Source organism: Pseudomonas sp. GW821-FHT03E01, assembly GCF_059420765.1.
In genome coordinates this window covers 68,908-86,270 of the sequence record NZ_JBWKUI010000005.1, presented here as the reverse complement: position 1 = coordinate 86,270, position 17,363 = coordinate 68,908, and the positions used below count along the sequence as shown (strand labels likewise).

Here is a 17,363-nt window from a genome sequence, read left to right as displayed (position 1 = left end):
CGCGTCATCGTTCTTCGCGGGCAAGCCTCGCTCCTACAGGGGCGCTATATCGCGCATCAGCAATCCATAACGCAAATCCACCGCATCCGGAATCGGCAAATACACCGTGTGCCCATCCCCAGGCGCCACTTCAATCGCCTCGCCCCTGAGGTTCTGCAGTTGATGCAGGTCGAAGTGGAAGTTGCCCTTGGGCGTCATCAGTTCCATGTGATCGCCCAGGCCAAAACGATTCTTCACCCGTACCTCGGCCAGCCGGTCGCGGCGTTCGCCGGTCAACTCCCCAACGAACTGTTGGCGCTCTGAAACCGAGCTGCCGTTCTGGTAGTTCTGGTATTCGTCATGCACGTGCCGGCGTAGAAAACCTTCGGTGTAGCCGCGCTGAGCGAGGGACTCCAGATCAGTCATCAAGCTGCGATCGAACACTCGGCCAGCCACCGCATCGTCGATCGCGCGGCGGTAAACCTGGGTGGTGCGCGCGCAATAGAAATGCGATTTGGTCCGGCCTTCGATCTTCAGTGAATGCACGCCCATCTGTGTCAGGCGCTCGACGTGCTGGACGGCGCGCAGGTCCTTGGCGTTCATGATGTAGGTGCCGTGTTCATCCTCGAACGCCGGCATCAGTTCGCCGGGGCGATTGGCCTCTTGCAACAGGAACACCTGATCGGTCGGCGTGCCGAGGCCCAGGGTCGGTTCGGGAGAGTGGTGCTGGACGATTTCACCCAGTTGATTTTCGCTGGCCGGTGTCGCCGAGTATTTCCAGCGACAGGCATTGGTGCAGCTGCCCTGATTGGCGTCACGCTTGTTCATGTAGCCCGACAACAGGCAGCGCCCGGAATAGGCCATGCACAATGCGCCGTGCACAAACACTTCCAGCTCCATCGCCGGGACGTGCTGGCGGATTTCGGCGATTTCTTCCAGCGACAGTTCGCGGGACAGGATGATCCGGCTCAAGCCCTGTTGCTGCCAGAACTCGACGCTGGCCCAGTTCACCGTGTTGGCTTGCACCGACAGGTGGATCGGCATCTGCGGGAAGTGCCGGCGCACCAGCATGATCAGGCCGGGATCGGACATGATCAGCGCGTCCGGCGCCATGCCGATCACCGGTTCCAGATCCTTGAGGAACGTTTTCAGCTTGGCGTTGTGCGGGGCGATATTGACCACCACATAAAAACGCTTGCCCTGAGCCTGGGCCTCGGCGATGCCGAGCGCGAGGTTGGCGTGATCGAATTCGTTATTGCGCACTCGCAGGCTGTAGCGCGGTTGGCCAGCGTATACCGCATCGGCACCGTAGGCGAAGGCATAACGCATGTTTTTCAGGGTGCCGGCAGGGGCGAGCAGTTCCGGGGGGATGAGTGGCATGGCGCAAGTCATGGCAGTGTCGATCGCAAAAGCCGGCAAGGGTAAGCGGCCTGCACGCGGGGTTTATTGATCTGGATCTATGCTTGACCAACAAACAGATGGCACTCGCGCCAACCGTGGCGGACTAAACATAAGGACGCGAATTTTCGCCTCTGCGCATTGGCATGGACCGGACATGAACGAAACGAAGCTCCAGAACACTTCGCTGATGGTCTTGCTGGCTGTGGTGACCGTTGCCTTCGTCTGGATTCTGCTGCCGTTCTACGGTGCGGTGTTCTGGGCGGCCATCCTCGGCATTCTGTTTGCGCCCTTGCAGCATCAGTTGCAGCTGAGATTCGGTTGGTCACGCAACCTGACGGCCCTGTGCACCTTGAGTCTATGTGTGCTGATTGCGATCCTGCCGGTAATCATCATCAGTACCTTGCTGGTTCAGGAGGGCGCGGCGCTTTATGGCCGAATCGAAAGCGGCGAACTGGACATTGCCGGGCATGTGTCGCAGTTCAAACACAGCTTGCCGCCGTACTTTCAGCACTTGCTCGATCGTTTCGGCATGGGTGAACTGAGTGGGCTTCGCGAGAAAATCATCAAGAGCATGATGCAAGGCAGTCAGTTTCTGGCGTCCCAGGCGTTCAGTTTTGGCCAGGGGACGTTCGATTTCGTGGTGGGTTTTTTCATCATGCTGTATCTGCTGTTTTTCTTTCTGCGGGACGGGTCTGAACTGGCGCGCAAAGTGCGCGCGGCGATACCGCTGGAAGATAACCAGAAGCGTCGCTTGCAACTCAAATTCAATCGGGTGGTGCGGGCCACGGTGAAGGGCAGTTTGCTGGTGTCGATCACGCAAGGGGCGTTGGGCGGGTTGATTTTCTGGTTTCTGGATATCCCGAGCGTGCTGCTCTGGGCGGTGTTGATGGCATTCCTGTCGCTGTTGCCGGCGGTGGGGGCGGGTATCGTCTGGGTGCCGGTGGCGGCGTATTTCCTGCTCAGCGGTGCGATCTGGCAGGGCACGGTGCTCGCGTTGTTCGGGGTGTTCGTGATCGGGTTGGTGGACAATATCCTGCGACCGATTCTGGTGGGCAAGGACACCAAAATGCCTGACTACCTGATTCTCATCTCGACCCTGGGTGGCCTGGCGATTTTCGGCCTGAACGGTTTTGTCATCGGCCCGTTGATTGCCGCGTTGTTTATGTCGAGCTGGGCGATTTTCGTCGATACCAAACAGCGGGTTCAGCTGCCTTAAGCGTTGAGCTGGCCTGAGCCGATACGTTGCGACAGGGCTTGGGCGTCGGGAAGCGAAGTGAGCGGGCCGCTGATCGGTTCGCCGTCCTGTACGAGATACCAGCAGGCAAGCAATCCCAGTGCTCTGAGCGGTGCGGGAACGGCGCTGCCGATAACGGACATAATCTGAACCTGAGCCATAAGTACCTCCATCAATCTGTGGGGTTACCTTACGGATCGGACGCTTGAGTGGAAAATCAACGCTTTCGATAGTCGTCATTGATGCCAGTGAGTGTTGGCGATCAGTCCACGACTTGATCGAGCATATGCACGACTTCCTGTTCATTGAGCAGGCCTTTGCGCACCAGGTTTTCCGCCAGCAGCGAGAGAAACTTGGCGCTGCGATGGCCTTCTAGGTGCTTGAGCTCGGTCAGTGCGTTGTACACCTTGCTGGATGTGCACAAGCCGACAATGCGGTGCGGGTTTTGTGTGGGCATGAGGTCGTCCTTGTTTTTATCAACCTGTTGTTTATGGACAGATCAAGCTTGCGGGCCTGTCATGACATAAATATGACCGACTTTACCTGCCGGTACTGTCCCGACAGCGACCTTGACGAGATTTATTCAGACTCCGTTCGCCTTGCGGCCACAAAAAAGGCCCCGCTGTTGAGGCGGGGCCTGATGAGTCTGTTACCAGCGGTCGTCACGGTAATAACCATGGGGATGGCCATAGTAGCCGCGCGGTGGGCCATAGTAGCCGCGTGGTGGACCGTAATAAATCGGTGCCGGGCGGTAGTACATCGGTTGTTGGACATAGACCGGCGCCGGTTGGTAGTAAACGGGCGGTGGCTGTACGTAAACCGGTTGAGGCTGAGCGTAAACCGGTTGCTCTACATACACCGGCCGGTCGCGGCCGATAATTGCCGAGCCGATGATTGCCGAGCCGACGATCGCACCAAACACAGCCGGACCTTCCCAGCCACGACCACCTGCTTCTGCCTGCCCTGCGATAGCGAGAGCACCGATCAGCAAGGCTACTGTGGGGATTTTACGGATCATGATAAGTCCTCGGTTCTTCGACCCGGCGCTTGGGTCTGCAATAGACACAAGTTGTCGCGGGGATACTTCTAAGACAGCAATTTTTTGAAAATCAGCACAGCCGTTGGGTAAATTTTGTGTAAGGTCTGTACCGGTTTCTTTACGGTGCTGTCTGGTACAGACATACCCTTATGATCGACCACAATCCGGTGGAATTGTTAATTCCGTCCATCTGAAAGTGCTACTGAAGGAGATTCGGATGCAGATGAACCCCAACAAAGACACCCAGTTGTGCATGTCACTCTCGGGCCGTCCCGGCAATTTCGGCCTGCGGTTTCACAATCATCTGTACGAACAACTGGGGCTGAATTTTTACTACAAAGCCTTCAGCAGTCAGGACCTGACGGGGGCTGTCAGCGGCATTCGTGCGTTGGGTATTCGGGGTTGCGGCGTGTCGATGCCGTTCAAGGAGGCCTGCATCGCGCTGGTCGATGAGCTGGATGCATCGGCCGAGGCTATTCAATCGATCAACACTATCGTCAACACCAACGGCCACCTCAAGGCCTACAACACTGATTACATCGCCGTCGCCCAGTTGCTCGAAACCCACCAGGTGCCCAAGGATTCGACCTTTGCCCTGCGCGGCAGCGGCGGCATGGCCAAGGCTGTGGCCAGTGCCTTGCGCGATGGCGGCTACAAAAACGGCTTGATCGTGGCCCGCAACGAACGCGCCGGGCGTGCCCTGGCCGAATCGCTGGGTTACCAATGGCAGGCGGAACTGGGTGCTCAACGCCCGCAGATGCTGATCAACGTCACGCCGATCGGCATGACCGGTGGCCTGGAAGCCGATCAACTGGCGTTTCCCCCTGAAGCCATCGCTGCCGCCGAAACGGTTTTCGATGTGGTGGCGATTCCCTCGGAAACACCGCTGATCGTGCGTGCTCGTGCCGAAGGCAAACGGGTGATCACCGGGCTGGAAGTGATTGCCATCCAGGCGCTGGAGCAGTTCGTGTTGTACACCGGCGTGCGACCGACCGATGAGCAGTTTCAGAAAGCCGTGGCGTTTGCCCGGAGCTGAATTCCGATTATCGGTTGGACCTGTGGCGAGGGAGCTTGCTCCCGTTGGGTCGCGAAGCGGCCCCAAAGCAGTCAGCACACCGAGTTTGCCGGCCTTGCGACTGCTTCGCAGCCGAACGGGAGCAAGCTCCCTCGCCACAGGGAACTCGGTACATCGGGAAGGGTTATTCGAGGCGCGCCAGGCGTTCTTCCAGTGCCGCAATCCGCGCTTCAAGCTCTTCGATTCGCTCAACCGACACACCGCCACCGGTGCCACGTTCCACCGGATTCTGTCGGGCCGCGAGGATCGCTTCGATATCCGCCGGATCACCCAGCGCATGCATGTAACGATCTTCGCGCTGACCGGCCTGGCGCGGGATCAACAGCGCCAGGCCTCGGGCGATCAAACGCTCCAGTTGATGCACCACTTGTTCGGCATCTTCGAAGTCATGCATGCGGCCGCTGCGGGTCAGCAGTTCGTTGACCGTCTGCGGACCGCGCAGGAACAACAGCCCCGTCAGAATCACCTGCGCCGGCACCAGTTCCAGCGCCTTGTCGACCCGATGTTCCCAGCGGTCGGCACGGCTGCCCATCACCAGCCGGGTGAAGCCGCGACCTTCAAGGGCGCGCAGGCTCTGGCCAACCTGGCCCTGGCTGAGGTTCATCACCGGTTCGCGGCTGGTTTTCTGGTTGCAGGCAATCACCAGGGCATTGAGGGTCAGCGGATAGGTTTCCGGGCTGGTGGCCTGTTTTTCGATCAACGAGCCCAAAATGCGGATTTCCGTGCTGTTGAGCCGCGGTTCGTCGAAGGTCGTCTCTTGTTCAGTGCTCATCGCGCTTTTCCCTAGGCAGTCGAGCCGCCTAGCCTAATCCTTGCTGGATAAAAGACAAGTCGCAGGGCGCGCCGGCATGGCTATAATCGCTCCACGTTTTTTACTCCCGTCACCACACGAGACTGCCATGACTATTTCCCTGTACGCCGCATCCGTTCCGGTTTTCCAGCAAATGCTCAACGCCCTGAGCAACAACCTGAGCAAGGCCGAAGCCCACGCTACCGCGAAAAACATCGACCCGAACGCATTCCTGCAGGCCCGTCTGTACCCGGACATGTTCCCGCTGGTGCGTCAGGTGCAGATCGCCGTTGATTTCGCCAAGGGTGTTTCGGCGCGTCTGGCTGAAATCGAACTGCCGAAATACGACGATACCGAAACCACCTTCGCCGAACTGCAAGCGTTGATCGCCAAGGTTCTGGCCTTCATCGGCGAGATCAAACCCGAGCAAATCAACGGCAAGGAAGGCATCGAAATCGTGACCCGTCCTGGCACCCCTAAAGAGAAGCGCTTCACTGGCCAGGCTTACCTGCTGAGCTACGGTCTGCCGCAGTTCTTCTTCCACGTCACCACTGCCTACGCGTTGCTGCGTCACAACGGTGTGGAAGTGGGCAAGCGCGATTACATGGGCGCGTTCTAAACCACCCAGGTACAAAAAAGCCCGCCAAGGTGTAAGCCTTGGCGGGCTTTTTCGTTTTCGTCGGTGCGTTTACGCCAAACGCTGCGCCTTCAACTCTTCACCCTGGCAAGCCGCCGCGGTGAACAGCACGTCGGTGGAGGAGTTCAGCGCGGTTTCCGCCGAGTCCTGCAACACACCGATGATGAAGCCGACCGCCACCACTTGCATGGCGATTTCGCTCGGGATGCCGAACAGGCTGCACGCCAGCGGAATCAGCAACAACGAACCGCCCGCCACGCCCGAGGCGCCACAGGCACAAATTGCCGCGACGACGCTGAGCAGAATGGCCGTCGGAATATCCACGGCGATGCCCAGGGTGTGCACGGCGGCCAGGGTCAGCACAGTGATGGTGATCGCCGCGCCGGCCATGTTGATGGTCGCGCCGAGCGGGATCGATACCGAATAGGTGTCTTCATGCAGGCCCAGGCGTTTGCTCAATTCCAGGTTGACCGGAATGTTCGCCGCCGAGCTGCGGGTGAAGAAGGCGGTGATGCCGCTCTCGCGCAGGCAGGTGAGTACCAGCGGATACGGGTTGCGGCGCAGTTTCCAGAACACGATGACCGGGTTCATCACCAACGCGACGAACAGCATGCAGCCCAGCAGCACCGCCAGCAGGTGCATATAGCCGATCAATGCGCCGAAACCGGAAGTGGCGAGGGTCGAAGCCACCAGACCGAAGATCCCCAGCGGCGCAAAGCGAATCACCAGGCGCACGATCACGGTCACGCCATTGGACAGGTCGCCCAGCACTTCGCGCGTCGTCTCGCCAGCATGGCGGATCGCAATGCCCATGCCGATCGCCCACGCCAGAATGCCGATGAAGTTGGCGTTCATCAGTGCGCTGACCGGGTTATCGACCACGCTCAGCAACAGACTTTGCAGCACTTCGCTGATGCCGCCCGGCGCGGTGACCGCAACGTCCTGGGTCGACAGCACCAGGCTCGACGGAAACAGCGTACTGGCGATCACTGCAACCACGGCTGCGGCGAAGGTGCCCAGCAGATACAGAAACAGGATCGGCCGGATATGGGTTTCCTGGCCGTGCTTATGATTGGCAATCGAGGCCATGACCAGCACGAACACCAGAATCGGCGCGACAGCCTTGAGCGCCGACACGAATACTTTGCCAATGAAGGCGGTGGACTTCGCCACCTCAGGCGCGAACAGGGCCAGGGCAATCCCGGCGATCAGGCCGATGATGATTTGCGTGACCAGGCTGCTGCGTTTCAGGCGTTGCAAAAGAGAAGGGGATGAAGCGGTCATAACGGTATCTCTGATTTTATTAGGGTGCAGGGTTCCTTGGCTCATGCAGCAAAAAGCCGGGCAGGCTACATGGAGGGAACCGAAGGGGTCGCCACATCAATGCCAATCAATGGCCGATGAGCAAGGTGTCAATCTCGCGGGTCGCGGACTTTATCACAGCGTAGCCGCGATCCTTCAGACCTGTGACGATCTGCCACCCGATTGTTCAACGCGATTTGCAGGTTCGTGCAACTTCGTTTGGAAACACTCTGTTAAGCTTCGCCATCCTCATTTTCTAGTTCTGCCAGTGGGCCTTCGGGCTGTCGCTGGTGTCGTCGTTTTCCTGGAGTTCTGCATGCTGTTGCCCATTCTTCTGTTGTCCGCCGCCGGTTTCACGGTGCTGACCACGGAATTCATCATCGTCGGCCTGTTGCCGGCAATCGCCCGTGACCTGGACGTCAGCATCCCTCAAGCGGGTTTGCTGGTGACCCTGTTTGCGTTCACCGTGGCCGCGTTCGGGCCGTTCCTGACAGCGTATTTCGCAAGGTTTGAACGGCGCAAACTGTTCATCAGCGTGTTGATCATGTTCGGCCTGGCCAACACGCTGGCGGCGTTTGCGCCGAACATTTGGGTGATGGCCATTGCCCGGTTGATTCCGGCGCTGGGGTTGCCGGTGTTCTGGGCGTTGGCCAGTGAAACCGCGGTGGACATCGTCGGACCGGACTACGCCGGGCGGGCGATTGCCAAGATTGGTTTCGGCATCGTCTGCGCCACCGTATTCGGCATTCCGGTCGGCACGTTGATTTCCGATGCGTTCGGTTGGCGCAGTGCTTTCGGCATTCTGGCGGTGATTGCGTTTGCCAAGGCGCTGCTGCTGTTTATCTATTTGCCGAAAACCAGCCTGCACCAGCATCAGGTGAGTTTTCGTTCGCAATTCAAGATCTTGCGCAGCCCGCTGATGCTGGGTCATGTTCTGCTGTCGATCCTGGTGTTCAGCGGCATGTTCACCGCCTACACCTACCTGGCCGACATTCTTGAACGCCTCGCCGGTTTCAACGGCACCGTGGTCGGCTGGTGTCTGATGGGCTTCGGCGCGGTCGGGCTGATCGGCAACTCGCTGGGCGGTCGCGCGGTGGATCGTCACCCGCTGATCGCTTCTATGACGTTTTGCGCATTCATGATTGCCGGCATGGTGACGCTGGTGCCGAACATTCACTCGCCGCTGGGGCTGGCGGCGGCGATGGGGATTTGGGGGGTGACCCAGGCGGCGTTGTTCCTGGTCAGTCATGTGCGGTTGATGAAGGCGGCGCCTGAAGCGCCGGCCTTCGCGGCGTCGTTGAACATTGCCGGGGCCAACCTCGGGATCGGCCTGGGCGCCATGGTTGGCGGCCGGGTGATCGACAGTGTGGGCCTGGGTGGACTGGGTTTCGCCGCAGCCGGTTTTATCCTGGTTTCGATTCTCCTGGCCATGGCGCTGATGACCTTCAAACCTCGCGAAGTCTGCGCCTGAGGCTTTACATCTCGGTGAACAGCTCGCGTCGGGCACCTTCGGTAATGGCGACAATGCCGGGGTGCTTGACCTTGCGTTCCACCGAAATGGCATAGAACGACTCGCGCACCGCGTCGGTCTGGCCGATCAACTCCACACCGCATTGGCGTTTCACCTCGTCGGCAATCACGCTCGGGCCGATGAAAATCCCGCTACCGGATTGGCCGAAAGCCTGCATCAAAGCGCTGTCGTCGAACTCGCCGACGATTCGCGGCTGGATCTGCTGTTCGGCAAACCAGCGTTGCAAGCGACTGCGCACCACGGTTTCCGGCCCGGGAATCAACAACGGGGCGCCGTGCAGGCTGCGGGGGAAATCCTGGCCGTATCGCGCCGTCAGTTCAGCGGTGGCAAAGAAGCTGATACCGCATTCGCCGAGCTTCTGGCTATAGCCCTTGATATCCAGATGCGAGGGCATCGGGCTGTCGGAAATCACCAGGTCGAGGCGTTGAATCGCCAGGTCGGCGAGCAATCGTTCCAGTTTGTCTTCGCGGCAGGTGATGCGTAGCGGCTCGTTCAACTCCATGGTCGGCGCGATCAGGCGATAGACGATGGATTTGGGCACCACATCGGCGACGCCCACCCGAAACAGAATCTGTTGCTCATTGGGCTGCGCCCGCAGCATCAGCTCCAGCTCGCCCCCGAGTTGAAACATCTGCTCGGCGTAGGGCAGGGTCTGACGCCCGGCTTCGGTGAGTTCTAGCTGCCGCCCGACCCGGCGAAACAATTCAATGCCATAGGTTTGTTCGAGCAGGGAAATCTGCCCGCTGATGGTCTGTGGTGTCAGGTTCAACTGCTCGCAGGCGCGCACGATGCTGCCGGTCTTGGCCACCACCCAGAAATAATGCAGCTGTCGATAATTCAGCATTCATGTTCCCCGTAGCGTGTGTTTTGCTATGGATTCGTAAAAACCGAAGTATAACCGCTGAAAATACGAATTTTCCTGAAGTGTTTGCCTCTTTAGACTGCCTCGCTATCGACGGATCGCCTTTCGGGTTCTGTCTGTCCTATCGAGGAAAGCATCATGAAGCTTAAAACCACCGCGCTGCTGATCACCTCTTTACTGGTGTTGGCCGGTTGCGACCAGGCCGAGAAAAGTGCTCAGCAATTGATGGGCAAGGCCGCCGAAAGCGCCAAACAGGCGATTGACGATACCCACAAAGCCGCCGAACAAGCGTTGAGCGAGGCCACGAGTGGCCTGATCAGCAAGAAAGAACAACCGGCCAAAGAGACGGGCAAAACCGACTCTTCGTCCCAGGAAATCTAAACCGTCTACAACGAGTCAGGACTGACCCATGGAATACCTTTTAGAACTCGCTGCAAGCCCCACCGCCTGGGTCGCCCTGGCCACGTTGGTGGTGATGGAAATCGTGCTCGGCATCGATAACCTGATCTTCATCTCGATCCTCACCAATAAGCTGCCCGAGCAGCATCGCCAGAAGGCGCGGCGCATTGGTATCGGCATGGCGTTGATCCTGCGCCTGGCGCTGTTGAGCACCATCGCGTTTATCGTCCAGTTGACTGAACCGGTGATCGACATTCTCGGCCACGCGTTCTCCTGGAAGGACATGATCCTGATCGCCGGCGGCCTGTTCCTGTTGTGGAAGGCGACCACCGAGATTCATCACAGCATGGACCCGTCGCCGGTAGACCCGACGTCGGCCACCTCGACCGTGACCCTGGGCTTTGCCGCCGCCATCGGTCAGATCCTGATGCTCGACATGGTGTTCTCCATCGACAGCATCATTACCGCTGTCGGCATGACCGAGCATTTGCCGATCATGATCATCGCGGTGGTGGTGTCGGTCCTGGTGATGTTGCTGGCTGCTGACCCGTTGGCCAAGTTCATCAACGACAACCCGACGGTGGTGATGCTGGCGCTGGGCTTCTTGATCATGATCGGCATGACGCTGATCGCCGAAGGTTTCGGCGCCCACGTACCGAAAGGCTATGTCTACGCGGCCATGGCGTTCTCGGCGACGATCGAAGGCTTGAACATGCTGTCGCGGCGGGCCAAACAGAGGCGCGTTGCCGCAGAAGCTTAATCGCCGATAAACGAAACGGCCGCCTGAACTTGCGAGAGTCCAGGCGGCCGTTTTTTGTTTGTACGACTGAAAAGCGCCAGTCAGTGCGCGGTGATGGGGTGTGTAGCCGGTTTATCGGTTTTGGCCGCGGGCGCCGATTTAATCGGGTGGTGATGGTGCCGACGGGTAATGCGCAAAACGCCCCACAACATGGCGGCGGCCACTGCCAGCCAGCCGGAAATCAACATCACAATGGTCATTGTCAGGCTCATCAGTGCCTCCTCTTTGCCCTGCCGCGGGCGCACACTCTTCCTTGGTAAAGGACAGTCTAGCCGTTGCTGTGTTTCAGGCTATTGACCAAAGGTCGCCTGTCATCAACCCGTTCGCTCTATCAAATGCAAACAACTGCCGGTTAAGGCTATACCGCTGTCGCGCGGCATCCTATGATCGACGGCCAAGCCGGCTGCGTGATCGCCTGGCGTCTGAACAAGAGAGTGATGATGGTGCGGGTATTTTCTCGAATTCGATCTTTGGCACTGATCGTTGGCTGCGTTGCCGGCCTGGCTGGCTGCGCGGGGAGCGTAGCGCCTGAGATCAAGCGTCTGCCGGAGCGTGTCGAACTCAGCGGTACGTTCTACCGTGGGCAAAGTTATCAGAGCGGGCCTCAAGTGCTGGCCAGCCTGTTGTCCCAACAGGACATCGTGATAACTCCAGGGTTGCTCGAAAAGCCCCTGAATTTACCGGGCGCCGAAGACCGGTTGCAGCAGAACATGCAAAACCTCGCCCGCGAATACGGGATGGTGGTCTATCCCCTCGACAGCCAATTGCCGGCGCTGCTGACCCAGGTCGCAGCCGGTTATCCGGTGATGGTACGCATTACTGAAGGCTCGGCCTTCTGGGCCGGGCCGCGATACGCCATTCTTGCCGGTTACAACCGTCAGAAGCAGACCGTGTTGCTGCGCACCGGGATGGATCGTCGGTTGCTGATGGGGTTCAGCGCCTTTGAGTCGGCGCTCGAGAATGCAGGCGGTTGGGCCGTTTTGATCCAGAAGCCGGACCAGATTCCGGCCAACGTCGATCAGCAGCGCTGGCTGAAAGCGGCGAACGATCTTGCCCAGTCAGGTCAGGAGCAGGCGGCAGCCAGGGCGAAGAAGGCGCTGACCGCGCAGTAGTTTCCGTTTGTCATCCGCCGGGCACTACTCGACGTTGTTCGCCTCTGATGTAAAGGGCCCGGGTTTCTCGCCGGGCCGTGACCAGGAGGCGTCCATGGCTCAATCCAATACCCCCGTCGGCCCACACTCGTCCGAGCATTCGTCCGATAATGAGTTGGGGTTCGACCCCGACTCTCCGGACGTTGCTGATCCTCAGGTCGACCCCATCGGACCTGCCAGGGCACCCAAAGATATAAAACCGGGTGAAGAGGGCAAGAAGACACCGGCAAAGCCTTACGACCCGCTCGGTAATCTGAAACCCAAGTCTTAGTCAGAGGTGCATATGTCTACCGATTCGAGCTTCGACGACAAACATTCGGACCCTCCCGAAAACGTTCCAACAACCCCCGAGGCGGACCTGGACCCGGTGATGGATCCGGACAGCCCGCTAAGGGATCCCTTGGCCAGGCCGACCGTGGTGCCGACGAAGCATCCGCAGGGCTGGCGAGACCCGAGTGCCGGGGACGGCATTCCGGATGACGATCAGATGCCGTTGCCCAATGATTGACCGCCGGACAAAAAAAGCCCCGAATATTCGGGGCTTTTCATTTATGGATGTTTCGACCTTATTTTGAGGCTTCAATCACACCGCTCTGGCGATGCTTGAGGTTCTTGTCTGACTTGTATTGCAGGGCGACGGACGGCACGTTGGTGCTCTTGCCGGTTTCAACCCAGCTGCGAATACGGGTTGCATCGGCAAAGTGCGTGTACTTGCCGAAGGCATCGAGAATCACCAGCGCAACCGGACGGTTGCCCATGCTGGTCACCAACACCAGGCAGTGGCCGGCCTGGTTGGTAAACCCGGTTTTCGTCAGCTTGATGTCCCAGTTCGGCTTGTTGATCAAGTGGTCGGTATTGTGGAAACCCAGGCTGTAGTTGGGTTTACGGAATGTAACGGTTTTTTCCTTGGTCGTGCTCAGCTCGGTCAAGAGTGGGTACTTGTGCGCGGCGATCAGCAGTTTGCTGAGGTCGCGGGCGGTGGACACGTTGCGCGGGGAGAGACCCGTCGGTTCGACGAAATGGGTACTGGTCATGCCCAGCGCCTTGGCTTTGGCGTTCATGGCGGCAATGAACGCGACGTAACCGCCCGGATAGTGATGCGCCAAGGTTGCGGCGGCACGGTTTTCCGATGACATCAGGGCGATCAACAGCATCTCGCGGCGCGTCAATTCGCTTTGGAGTTTGACTCGGGAGAACACGCCTTTCATTTCCGGGGTGTCGCTGATGTTAACGGGAATATATTCGTCCATGTTCTGCCGCGCTTCTACGACCACCAGGCCGGTCATCAGTTTGCTGACGGAGGCGATGGGTACGACGACGTCAGGATTGCTGGCATAGATGACTTTGTTGGTTTGCAGATCCATCAGCAAAGCGCTGCCGGAAGCGATCTTCAGTTGTGCAGTGTCTCGTGGTGCCGCGGTGGTTTCACCGGCGTTGACCGTTGGCGTGATGAAAGTCCCTGTAACTGCAAAAACTAGGCTCAGGATGGAAAGACGGATTTTCACGCTGGCAGACTCATAAAGGGTGGATATGCCGTTCTGTAACGGGCTGTTTCTTAAAAACGACGCATTTTAGGAGTATGTGCCAGGAAAGCCATAGGCGCCTGCAAGACGGGGGGTAAAAGTGAAGAATATTTAATGCTGTAACTCTTTCTTTACTATTTGGCTTTGCAGTTGTCCGACCTCTGTGATCGAGCTGTTTGCTACAGGCAAAAAGAACCCCGCGATGGGCGGGGTTCTTTTGGGTGCAGCAGGGTGAGAGTTAACTCAGCTGTGCAGTGTTTCGGCGGCGTACAACGTGTTTTCCAGCAGGCAGGCGCGGGTCATCGGGCCGACGCCACCCGGTACCGGAGTGATCCAGCCGGCACGGGCCAGGGCGGATTCGTAAGTCACGTCGCCGACCAGTTTGCCGTCTGCCTGACGGTTGATGCCGACGTCGATCACGATCGCGCCTTCCTTGATCCACTCACCTTTGACCAGGCCCGGCTTGCCGGCGGCAACCACTACCAGGTCGGCGCGACCGACGTGGCCGGCCAGATCCTTGGTGAAGCGGTGGGTGACCGTCACGGTGCAACCGGCCAGCAGCAGTTCCATCGCCATCGGACGACCAACAATGTTGGAAGCCCCGACAATGACCGCGTCCATCCCGTAAAGATTGACGCCGGTGCTTTCCAGCAGCGTCATGATGCCTTTGGGCGTGCACGGGCGCAGCAGCGGAATGCGCTGGGCCAGGCGACCGACGTTATAAGGGTGGAAACCGTCGACGTCCTTGTCGGGACGAATGCGCTCCAGCAATTTGGAGGCGTCCAGGTGTTCAGGTAGAGGCAGCTGAAGCAGAACGCCGTCGATTGCCGGGTCGTCGTTCAGGCGATCGATCAGATCGGTCAGCGCTGCTTGAGTGGTGTCGGCAGGCAGGTCATAGGCTTGGGATAGGAAGCCGACCTCTTCACAGTCTTTACGCTTGTGCGAGACATAAACCTGAGAGGCAGGATCGCTGCCGACCAGGATCACCGCGAGGCCGGGTGTGCGCAGGCCTTGCTGGCGACGCTCGGCAACTCGTTTGGCGATCTGCTGGCGCAGGCTGGCGGCGATCGATTTGCCGTCGATTAGTTGTGCAGTCATTGCGCGTGATTAACCATCGAGAGGGGAAAAAAAGAGAGCGCATTCTCGCATGTCACGAGGTGAGGGCAAAGGCGCTTGGTCTGCAAATTCCCCTAACTCCTTTAATTAAATGAATTTTTTTCAAAAAGGATTTGACGACCTTCAGGGGGCTCTATACTATTCGTCGCACTTGTCGGGCACAGCCTAGCACTGGTTAAGAAGGTCGAGCGGAGTTACGGTTCCGCAAGGCTGAAAAGCACTTAGTTTGTAGTCCTTCAAGGGTACAGATTAACAAGGCGCCCGTAGCTCAGCTGGATAGAGCATCCGCCTTCTAAGCGGATGGTCGCAGGTTCGAGTCCTGCCGGGTGCGCCATTAGGCAGCATTGGCACAAGTAGCGCGATATGGTGGGCGTAGCTCAGTTGGTAGAGCACGGGATTGTGACTCCCGTTGTCGTGGGTTCGATCCCCATCGTCCACCCCATATTTCGAAAGGCGCCAGATTAATAGTCTGGCGCCTTTGCTTTAACAGCTTCAACCCGCGGATGTGGTGGAATTGGTAGACACACTGGATTTAGGTTCCAGCGCCGCGAGGCGTAAGAGTTCGAGTCTCTTCATCCGCACCAAATAAAGCTTCACTCATGCCGATTGGCATGATTGAGGTTCAACAAAGAAGTTGTTTGGCTTCTTTGTCACGCAATATGGTGGGCGTAGCTCAGTTGGTAGAGCACGGGATTGTGACTCCCGTTGTCGTGGGTTCGATCCCCATCGTCCACCCCCATATTCCGAAAGGCGCCAGATTTAACAGTCTGGCGCCTTTTTTGTTTCAGTGGTTTGAGTGCCGGTGGCTGCAGGTTGTGGGCCGCAGGGGCAGGTCGCTTCGTCGTATTTATGTTTCTCGATGATGCCTGATTTGCCCGCCGATCCCCTCGCGGGGTTGGCTGTCAGGGACGGATTGCCGATTCCTTCTATATATAGGAAGGTGGGTGCAGAGCCCTGGCTTGATTGGCTGTATTTGCTAACAGGGCGAGGCACAACCGTTTGTCCCCGCCTATAAATTGCCTGCTGTTTTTTTACCCGTTTTCAGTAGGGTGACTTCTTGAGTTTGACCCACTAGAATGCATGCCCTTGATTCTGGGGTCGGAAACGGCCGGCTAACGTCTGTGCAACGAGGAATATCCATGCAAGTTTCTGTTGAAAATACTTCTGCTCTTGAGCGCCGCATGAGCATCACCGTGCCGGCTGAGCGCATCGAGACTCAGGTCAACAAGCGTCTGCAGCAGACTGCCCAAAAGGCCAAGATCGCTGGCTTCCGTCCAGGCAAAGTGCCAATGAGCGTGATCCGTCAGCGTTTCGGGGCTGATGCACGTCAAGAAGCCGTGGGCGACGTGATCCAGTCTTCCTTCTACGAAGCTGTCGTCGAGCAGAAGCTGAATCCGGCTGGTTCGCCTTCGATCGAACCTAAAACCCTGGAAGCGGGCAAGGACCTGGAATACGTAGCCGTATTCGAAGTGTTCCCTGAGTTCACCGTTGCCGGTTTCGAAGGCATCACCGTCGAGCGCCTGAGCGCCGAAGTGGCTGACGCCGATCTGGACAAGATGCTGGAAGTCCTGCGCAAGCAGAACACCCGTTTTGAAGTGGCCGAACGCGCTGCCCAGAACGAAGACCAGCTGAACATCGATTTCGTCGGCAAGGTCGACGGTGAAGTGTTCGCAGGCGGTTCTGCCAAAGGTACTCAGCTGGTGCTGGGTTCCGGCCGCATGATCCCTGGTTTCGAAGACGGTCTGGTTGGCGCTAAAGCCGGCGAAGAGCGCGTTCTGAACCTGACCTTCCCAGAGGACTACCAGAACCTCGACCTGGCAGGCAAAACTGCTGAGTTCACCGTGACCGTGAACACCGTTTCCGAGCCTAAACTGCCAGAGCTGACCGAAGAGTTCTTCGCTCAATTCGGCATCAAGGAAACCGGTCTGGAAGGCTTCCGCACCGAAGTTCGCAAGAACATGGAGCGCGAACTGCGTCAGGCGATCAAATCCAAGGTCAAGAATCAGGTGATGGACGGTCTGCTGGCCACCAACCCGATCGAAGTGCCTAAGGCTCTGCTGTCCAACGAAGTCGACCGTCTGCGCGTGCAGGCTGTTCAGCAGTTCGGTGGCAACATCAAGCCTGACCAACTGCCGGCCGAGCTGTTCGAAGAGCAAGCCAAGCGCCGCGTCGTGCTGGGTCTGATCGTGGCTGAAGTGGTCAAGCAATTCGACCTCAAGCCTGACGAAGCCCGCGTTCGCGAGATGATTCAGGAAATGGCTTCGGCCTACCAAGAGCCTGAGCAGGTTGTGTCCTGGTACTACAAGAACGACCAGCAACTGAACGAAGTCCGTTCGGTTGTGCTGGAAGAGCAAGTTGTGGATACTGTTCTGCAGAAAGCTAGCGTGACCGACAAATCGGTCTCTTACGAAGAAGCGGTCAAGCCGGTAGAAGCTCCACAAGCCGACTGATTGGTTTTGCGGTAAGAAGTACACACCATAAGCCAGCCTTCGTGCTGGCTTATGCGTATTCAAGACATAACTATT

General features: G+C 58.2%; 20 protein-coding genes and 4 tRNA genes. 14 read left to right on the top strand and 10 right to left on the bottom strand.

The genetic code is table 11. The annotated features are described in order from the left end of the window. Positions 1 to 33: 33 nt before the first annotated feature. Positions 34 to 1,359 carry a prephenate-dependent tRNA uridine(34) hydroxylase TrhP gene (gene trhP, locus AC07VO_RS10150; RefSeq protein ID WP_064618918.1) on the bottom strand — a complete coding sequence of 442 codons (1,326 nt, stop codon included), beginning with the start codon at positions 1,357 to 1,359 and terminating at the stop codon, positions 34 to 36. Between the two features lie 175 nt (positions 1,360 to 1,534). On the opposite strand from trhP, the gene AC07VO_RS10145 reads away from it, so the two are divergent. Next, positions 1,535 to 2,596 carry an AI-2E family transporter gene (locus AC07VO_RS10145; RefSeq protein WP_018925405.1) on the top strand — a complete coding sequence of 354 codons (1,062 nt, stop codon included), beginning with the start codon at positions 1,535 to 1,537 and terminating at the stop codon, positions 2,594 to 2,596. Here the strand turns inward: AC07VO_RS10145 and AC07VO_RS10140 are convergent. The 3 genes from AC07VO_RS10140 to AC07VO_RS10130 form a co-directional block, all read right to left on the bottom strand. Beyond that, positions 2,593 to 2,775 (bottom strand): hypothetical protein, encoded by a 183-nt coding sequence (locus AC07VO_RS10140; protein WP_018925406.1) that lies wholly within the window; start codon positions 2,773 to 2,775, stop codon positions 2,593 to 2,595. The genes AC07VO_RS10145 and AC07VO_RS10140 overlap by 4 nt on opposite strands. 101 nt (positions 2,776 to 2,876) lie before the next feature. Then, positions 2,877 to 3,071: a hypothetical protein gene (locus AC07VO_RS10135; protein WP_018925407.1), complete on the bottom strand. Its 195-nt coding sequence runs from the start codon at positions 3,069 to 3,071 to the stop codon at positions 2,877 to 2,879. Between the two features lie 192 nt (positions 3,072 to 3,263). Further along, the gene (locus tag AC07VO_RS10130) at positions 3,264 to 3,632 is read right to left on the bottom strand and encodes a hypothetical protein (RefSeq protein WP_018925408.1); all 369 of its coding nucleotides are present in this window, start codon (positions 3,630 to 3,632) and stop codon (positions 3,264 to 3,266) included. 238 nt (positions 3,633 to 3,870) lie between these two features. Between AC07VO_RS10130 and AC07VO_RS10125 the strand changes: the two genes are divergently transcribed. Then, on the top strand, positions 3,871 to 4,689 hold the full coding sequence (locus tag AC07VO_RS10125; RefSeq protein WP_086945074.1) for a shikimate 5-dehydrogenase: 819 nt from the start codon (positions 3,871 to 3,873) through the stop codon (positions 4,687 to 4,689). Positions 4,690 to 4,852: 163 nt separating this feature from the next. On the opposite strand, the gene AC07VO_RS10120 is transcribed toward AC07VO_RS10125, so the two are convergent. Beyond that, positions 4,853 to 5,500 (bottom strand): YceH family protein, encoded by a 648-nt coding sequence (locus AC07VO_RS10120; protein WP_018925410.1) that lies wholly within the window; start codon positions 5,498 to 5,500, stop codon positions 4,853 to 4,855. 127 nt (positions 5,501 to 5,627) lie between these two features. On the opposite strand from AC07VO_RS10120, the gene AC07VO_RS10115 reads away from it, so the two are divergent. Beyond that, positions 5,628 to 6,137 (top strand): DUF1993 domain-containing protein, encoded by a 510-nt coding sequence (locus AC07VO_RS10115; RefSeq protein ID WP_019579999.1) that lies wholly within the window; start codon positions 5,628 to 5,630, stop codon positions 6,135 to 6,137. A 69-nt stretch (positions 6,138 to 6,206) separates the two neighbouring features. Here the strand turns inward: AC07VO_RS10115 and sstT are convergent, their stop codons facing one another. Beyond that, positions 6,207 to 7,439 carry a serine/threonine transporter SstT gene (sstT, locus tag AC07VO_RS10110; protein ID WP_064618915.1) on the bottom strand — a complete coding sequence of 411 codons (1,233 nt, stop codon included), beginning with the start codon at positions 7,437 to 7,439 and terminating at the stop codon, positions 6,207 to 6,209. A gap of 334 nt (positions 7,440 to 7,773) precedes the next feature. Here sstT and AC07VO_RS10105 point away from each other — a divergent pair, with 334 nt between their 5' ends. Further along, positions 7,774 to 8,928, top strand: coding sequence for an MFS transporter (locus AC07VO_RS10105; RefSeq protein ID WP_018925413.1), 1,155 nt, complete (start codon positions 7,774 to 7,776; stop codon positions 8,926 to 8,928). A 4-nt stretch (positions 8,929 to 8,932) separates the two neighbouring features. Here the strand turns inward: AC07VO_RS10105 and nhaR are convergent, their stop codons facing one another. Next, complete coding sequence (gene nhaR / locus AC07VO_RS10100; RefSeq protein ID WP_086945073.1) at positions 8,933 to 9,832, bottom strand: transcriptional activator NhaR; 900 nt, start codon at positions 9,830 to 9,832, stop codon at positions 8,933 to 8,935. Positions 9,833 to 9,988: 156 nt separating this feature from the next. Between nhaR and AC07VO_RS10095 the strand changes: the two genes are divergently transcribed. Both AC07VO_RS10095 and AC07VO_RS10090 read left to right on the top strand, forming a co-directional pair. Further along, positions 9,989 to 10,231 (top strand): hypothetical protein, encoded by a 243-nt coding sequence (locus AC07VO_RS10095; RefSeq protein WP_007940414.1) that lies wholly within the window; start codon positions 9,989 to 9,991, stop codon positions 10,229 to 10,231. Between the two features lie 28 nt (positions 10,232 to 10,259). Further along, the gene (locus tag AC07VO_RS10090; protein WP_086945072.1) at positions 10,260 to 11,009 is read left to right on the top strand and encodes a TerC family protein; all 750 of its coding nucleotides are present in this window, start codon (positions 10,260 to 10,262) and stop codon (positions 11,007 to 11,009) included. 80 nt (positions 11,010 to 11,089) lie between these two features. On the opposite strand, the gene AC07VO_RS10085 is transcribed toward AC07VO_RS10090, so the two are convergent. Further along, complete coding sequence (locus AC07VO_RS10085) at positions 11,090 to 11,260, bottom strand: hypothetical protein (protein ID WP_173861183.1); 171 nt, start codon at positions 11,258 to 11,260, stop codon at positions 11,090 to 11,092. A 171-nt stretch (positions 11,261 to 11,431) separates the two neighbouring features. On the opposite strand from AC07VO_RS10085, the gene AC07VO_RS10080 reads away from it, so the two are divergent. From AC07VO_RS10080 to AC07VO_RS10070, 3 genes are all read left to right on the top strand, one after another. After that, positions 11,432 to 12,160 carry a cysteine peptidase family C39 domain-containing protein gene (locus AC07VO_RS10080; protein WP_018925417.1) on the top strand — a complete coding sequence of 243 codons (729 nt, stop codon included), beginning with the start codon at positions 11,432 to 11,434 and terminating at the stop codon, positions 12,158 to 12,160. Positions 12,161 to 12,254: 94 nt separating this feature from the next. Next, positions 12,255 to 12,470 carry a DUF6021 family protein gene (locus tag AC07VO_RS10075; RefSeq protein ID WP_086945071.1) on the top strand — a complete coding sequence of 72 codons (216 nt, stop codon included), beginning with the start codon at positions 12,255 to 12,257 and terminating at the stop codon, positions 12,468 to 12,470. 12 nt (positions 12,471 to 12,482) lie between these two features. Continuing rightward, positions 12,483 to 12,707 carry a hypothetical protein gene (locus AC07VO_RS10070; RefSeq protein ID WP_018925419.1) on the top strand — a complete coding sequence of 75 codons (225 nt, stop codon included), beginning with the start codon at positions 12,483 to 12,485 and terminating at the stop codon, positions 12,705 to 12,707. A 58-nt stretch (positions 12,708 to 12,765) separates the two neighbouring features. On the opposite strand, the gene pbpG is transcribed toward AC07VO_RS10070, so the two are convergent. After that, the gene (pbpG, locus tag AC07VO_RS10065) at positions 12,766 to 13,704 is read right to left on the bottom strand and encodes a D-alanyl-D-alanine endopeptidase (RefSeq protein WP_018925420.1); all 939 of its coding nucleotides are present in this window, start codon (positions 13,702 to 13,704) and stop codon (positions 12,766 to 12,768) included. A 261-nt stretch (positions 13,705 to 13,965) separates the two neighbouring features. Next, entirely contained in the window at positions 13,966 to 14,820 is an 855-nt protein-coding gene (gene folD, locus AC07VO_RS10060) for a bifunctional methylenetetrahydrofolate dehydrogenase/methenyltetrahydrofolate cyclohydrolase FolD (protein ID WP_018925421.1), read from the bottom strand. 275 nt (positions 14,821 to 15,095) lie between these two features. Between folD and AC07VO_RS10055 the strand changes: the two genes are divergently transcribed. The 5 genes from AC07VO_RS10055 (at position 15,096) to tig (ending at position 17,288) form a co-directional block, all read left to right on the top strand. Continuing rightward, positions 15,096 to 15,172: transfer RNA gene (locus AC07VO_RS10055), tRNA-Arg, on the top strand. A gap of 32 nt (positions 15,173 to 15,204) precedes the next feature. Then, a tRNA-His gene (locus AC07VO_RS10050) sits at positions 15,205 to 15,280 on the top strand. Between the two features lie 57 nt (positions 15,281 to 15,337). Beyond that, a tRNA-Leu gene (locus AC07VO_RS10045) sits at positions 15,338 to 15,422 on the top strand. Positions 15,423 to 15,499: 77 nt separating this feature from the next. Then, positions 15,500 to 15,577 (top strand) — tRNA-His (locus tag AC07VO_RS10040). Positions 15,578 to 15,977: 400 nt separating this feature from the next. After that, on the top strand, positions 15,978 to 17,288 hold the full coding sequence (tig, locus tag AC07VO_RS10035; protein WP_026286355.1) for a trigger factor: 1,311 nt from the start codon (positions 15,978 to 15,980) through the stop codon (positions 17,286 to 17,288). The last annotated feature ends 75 nt before the right edge of the window (positions 17,289 to 17,363 follow it).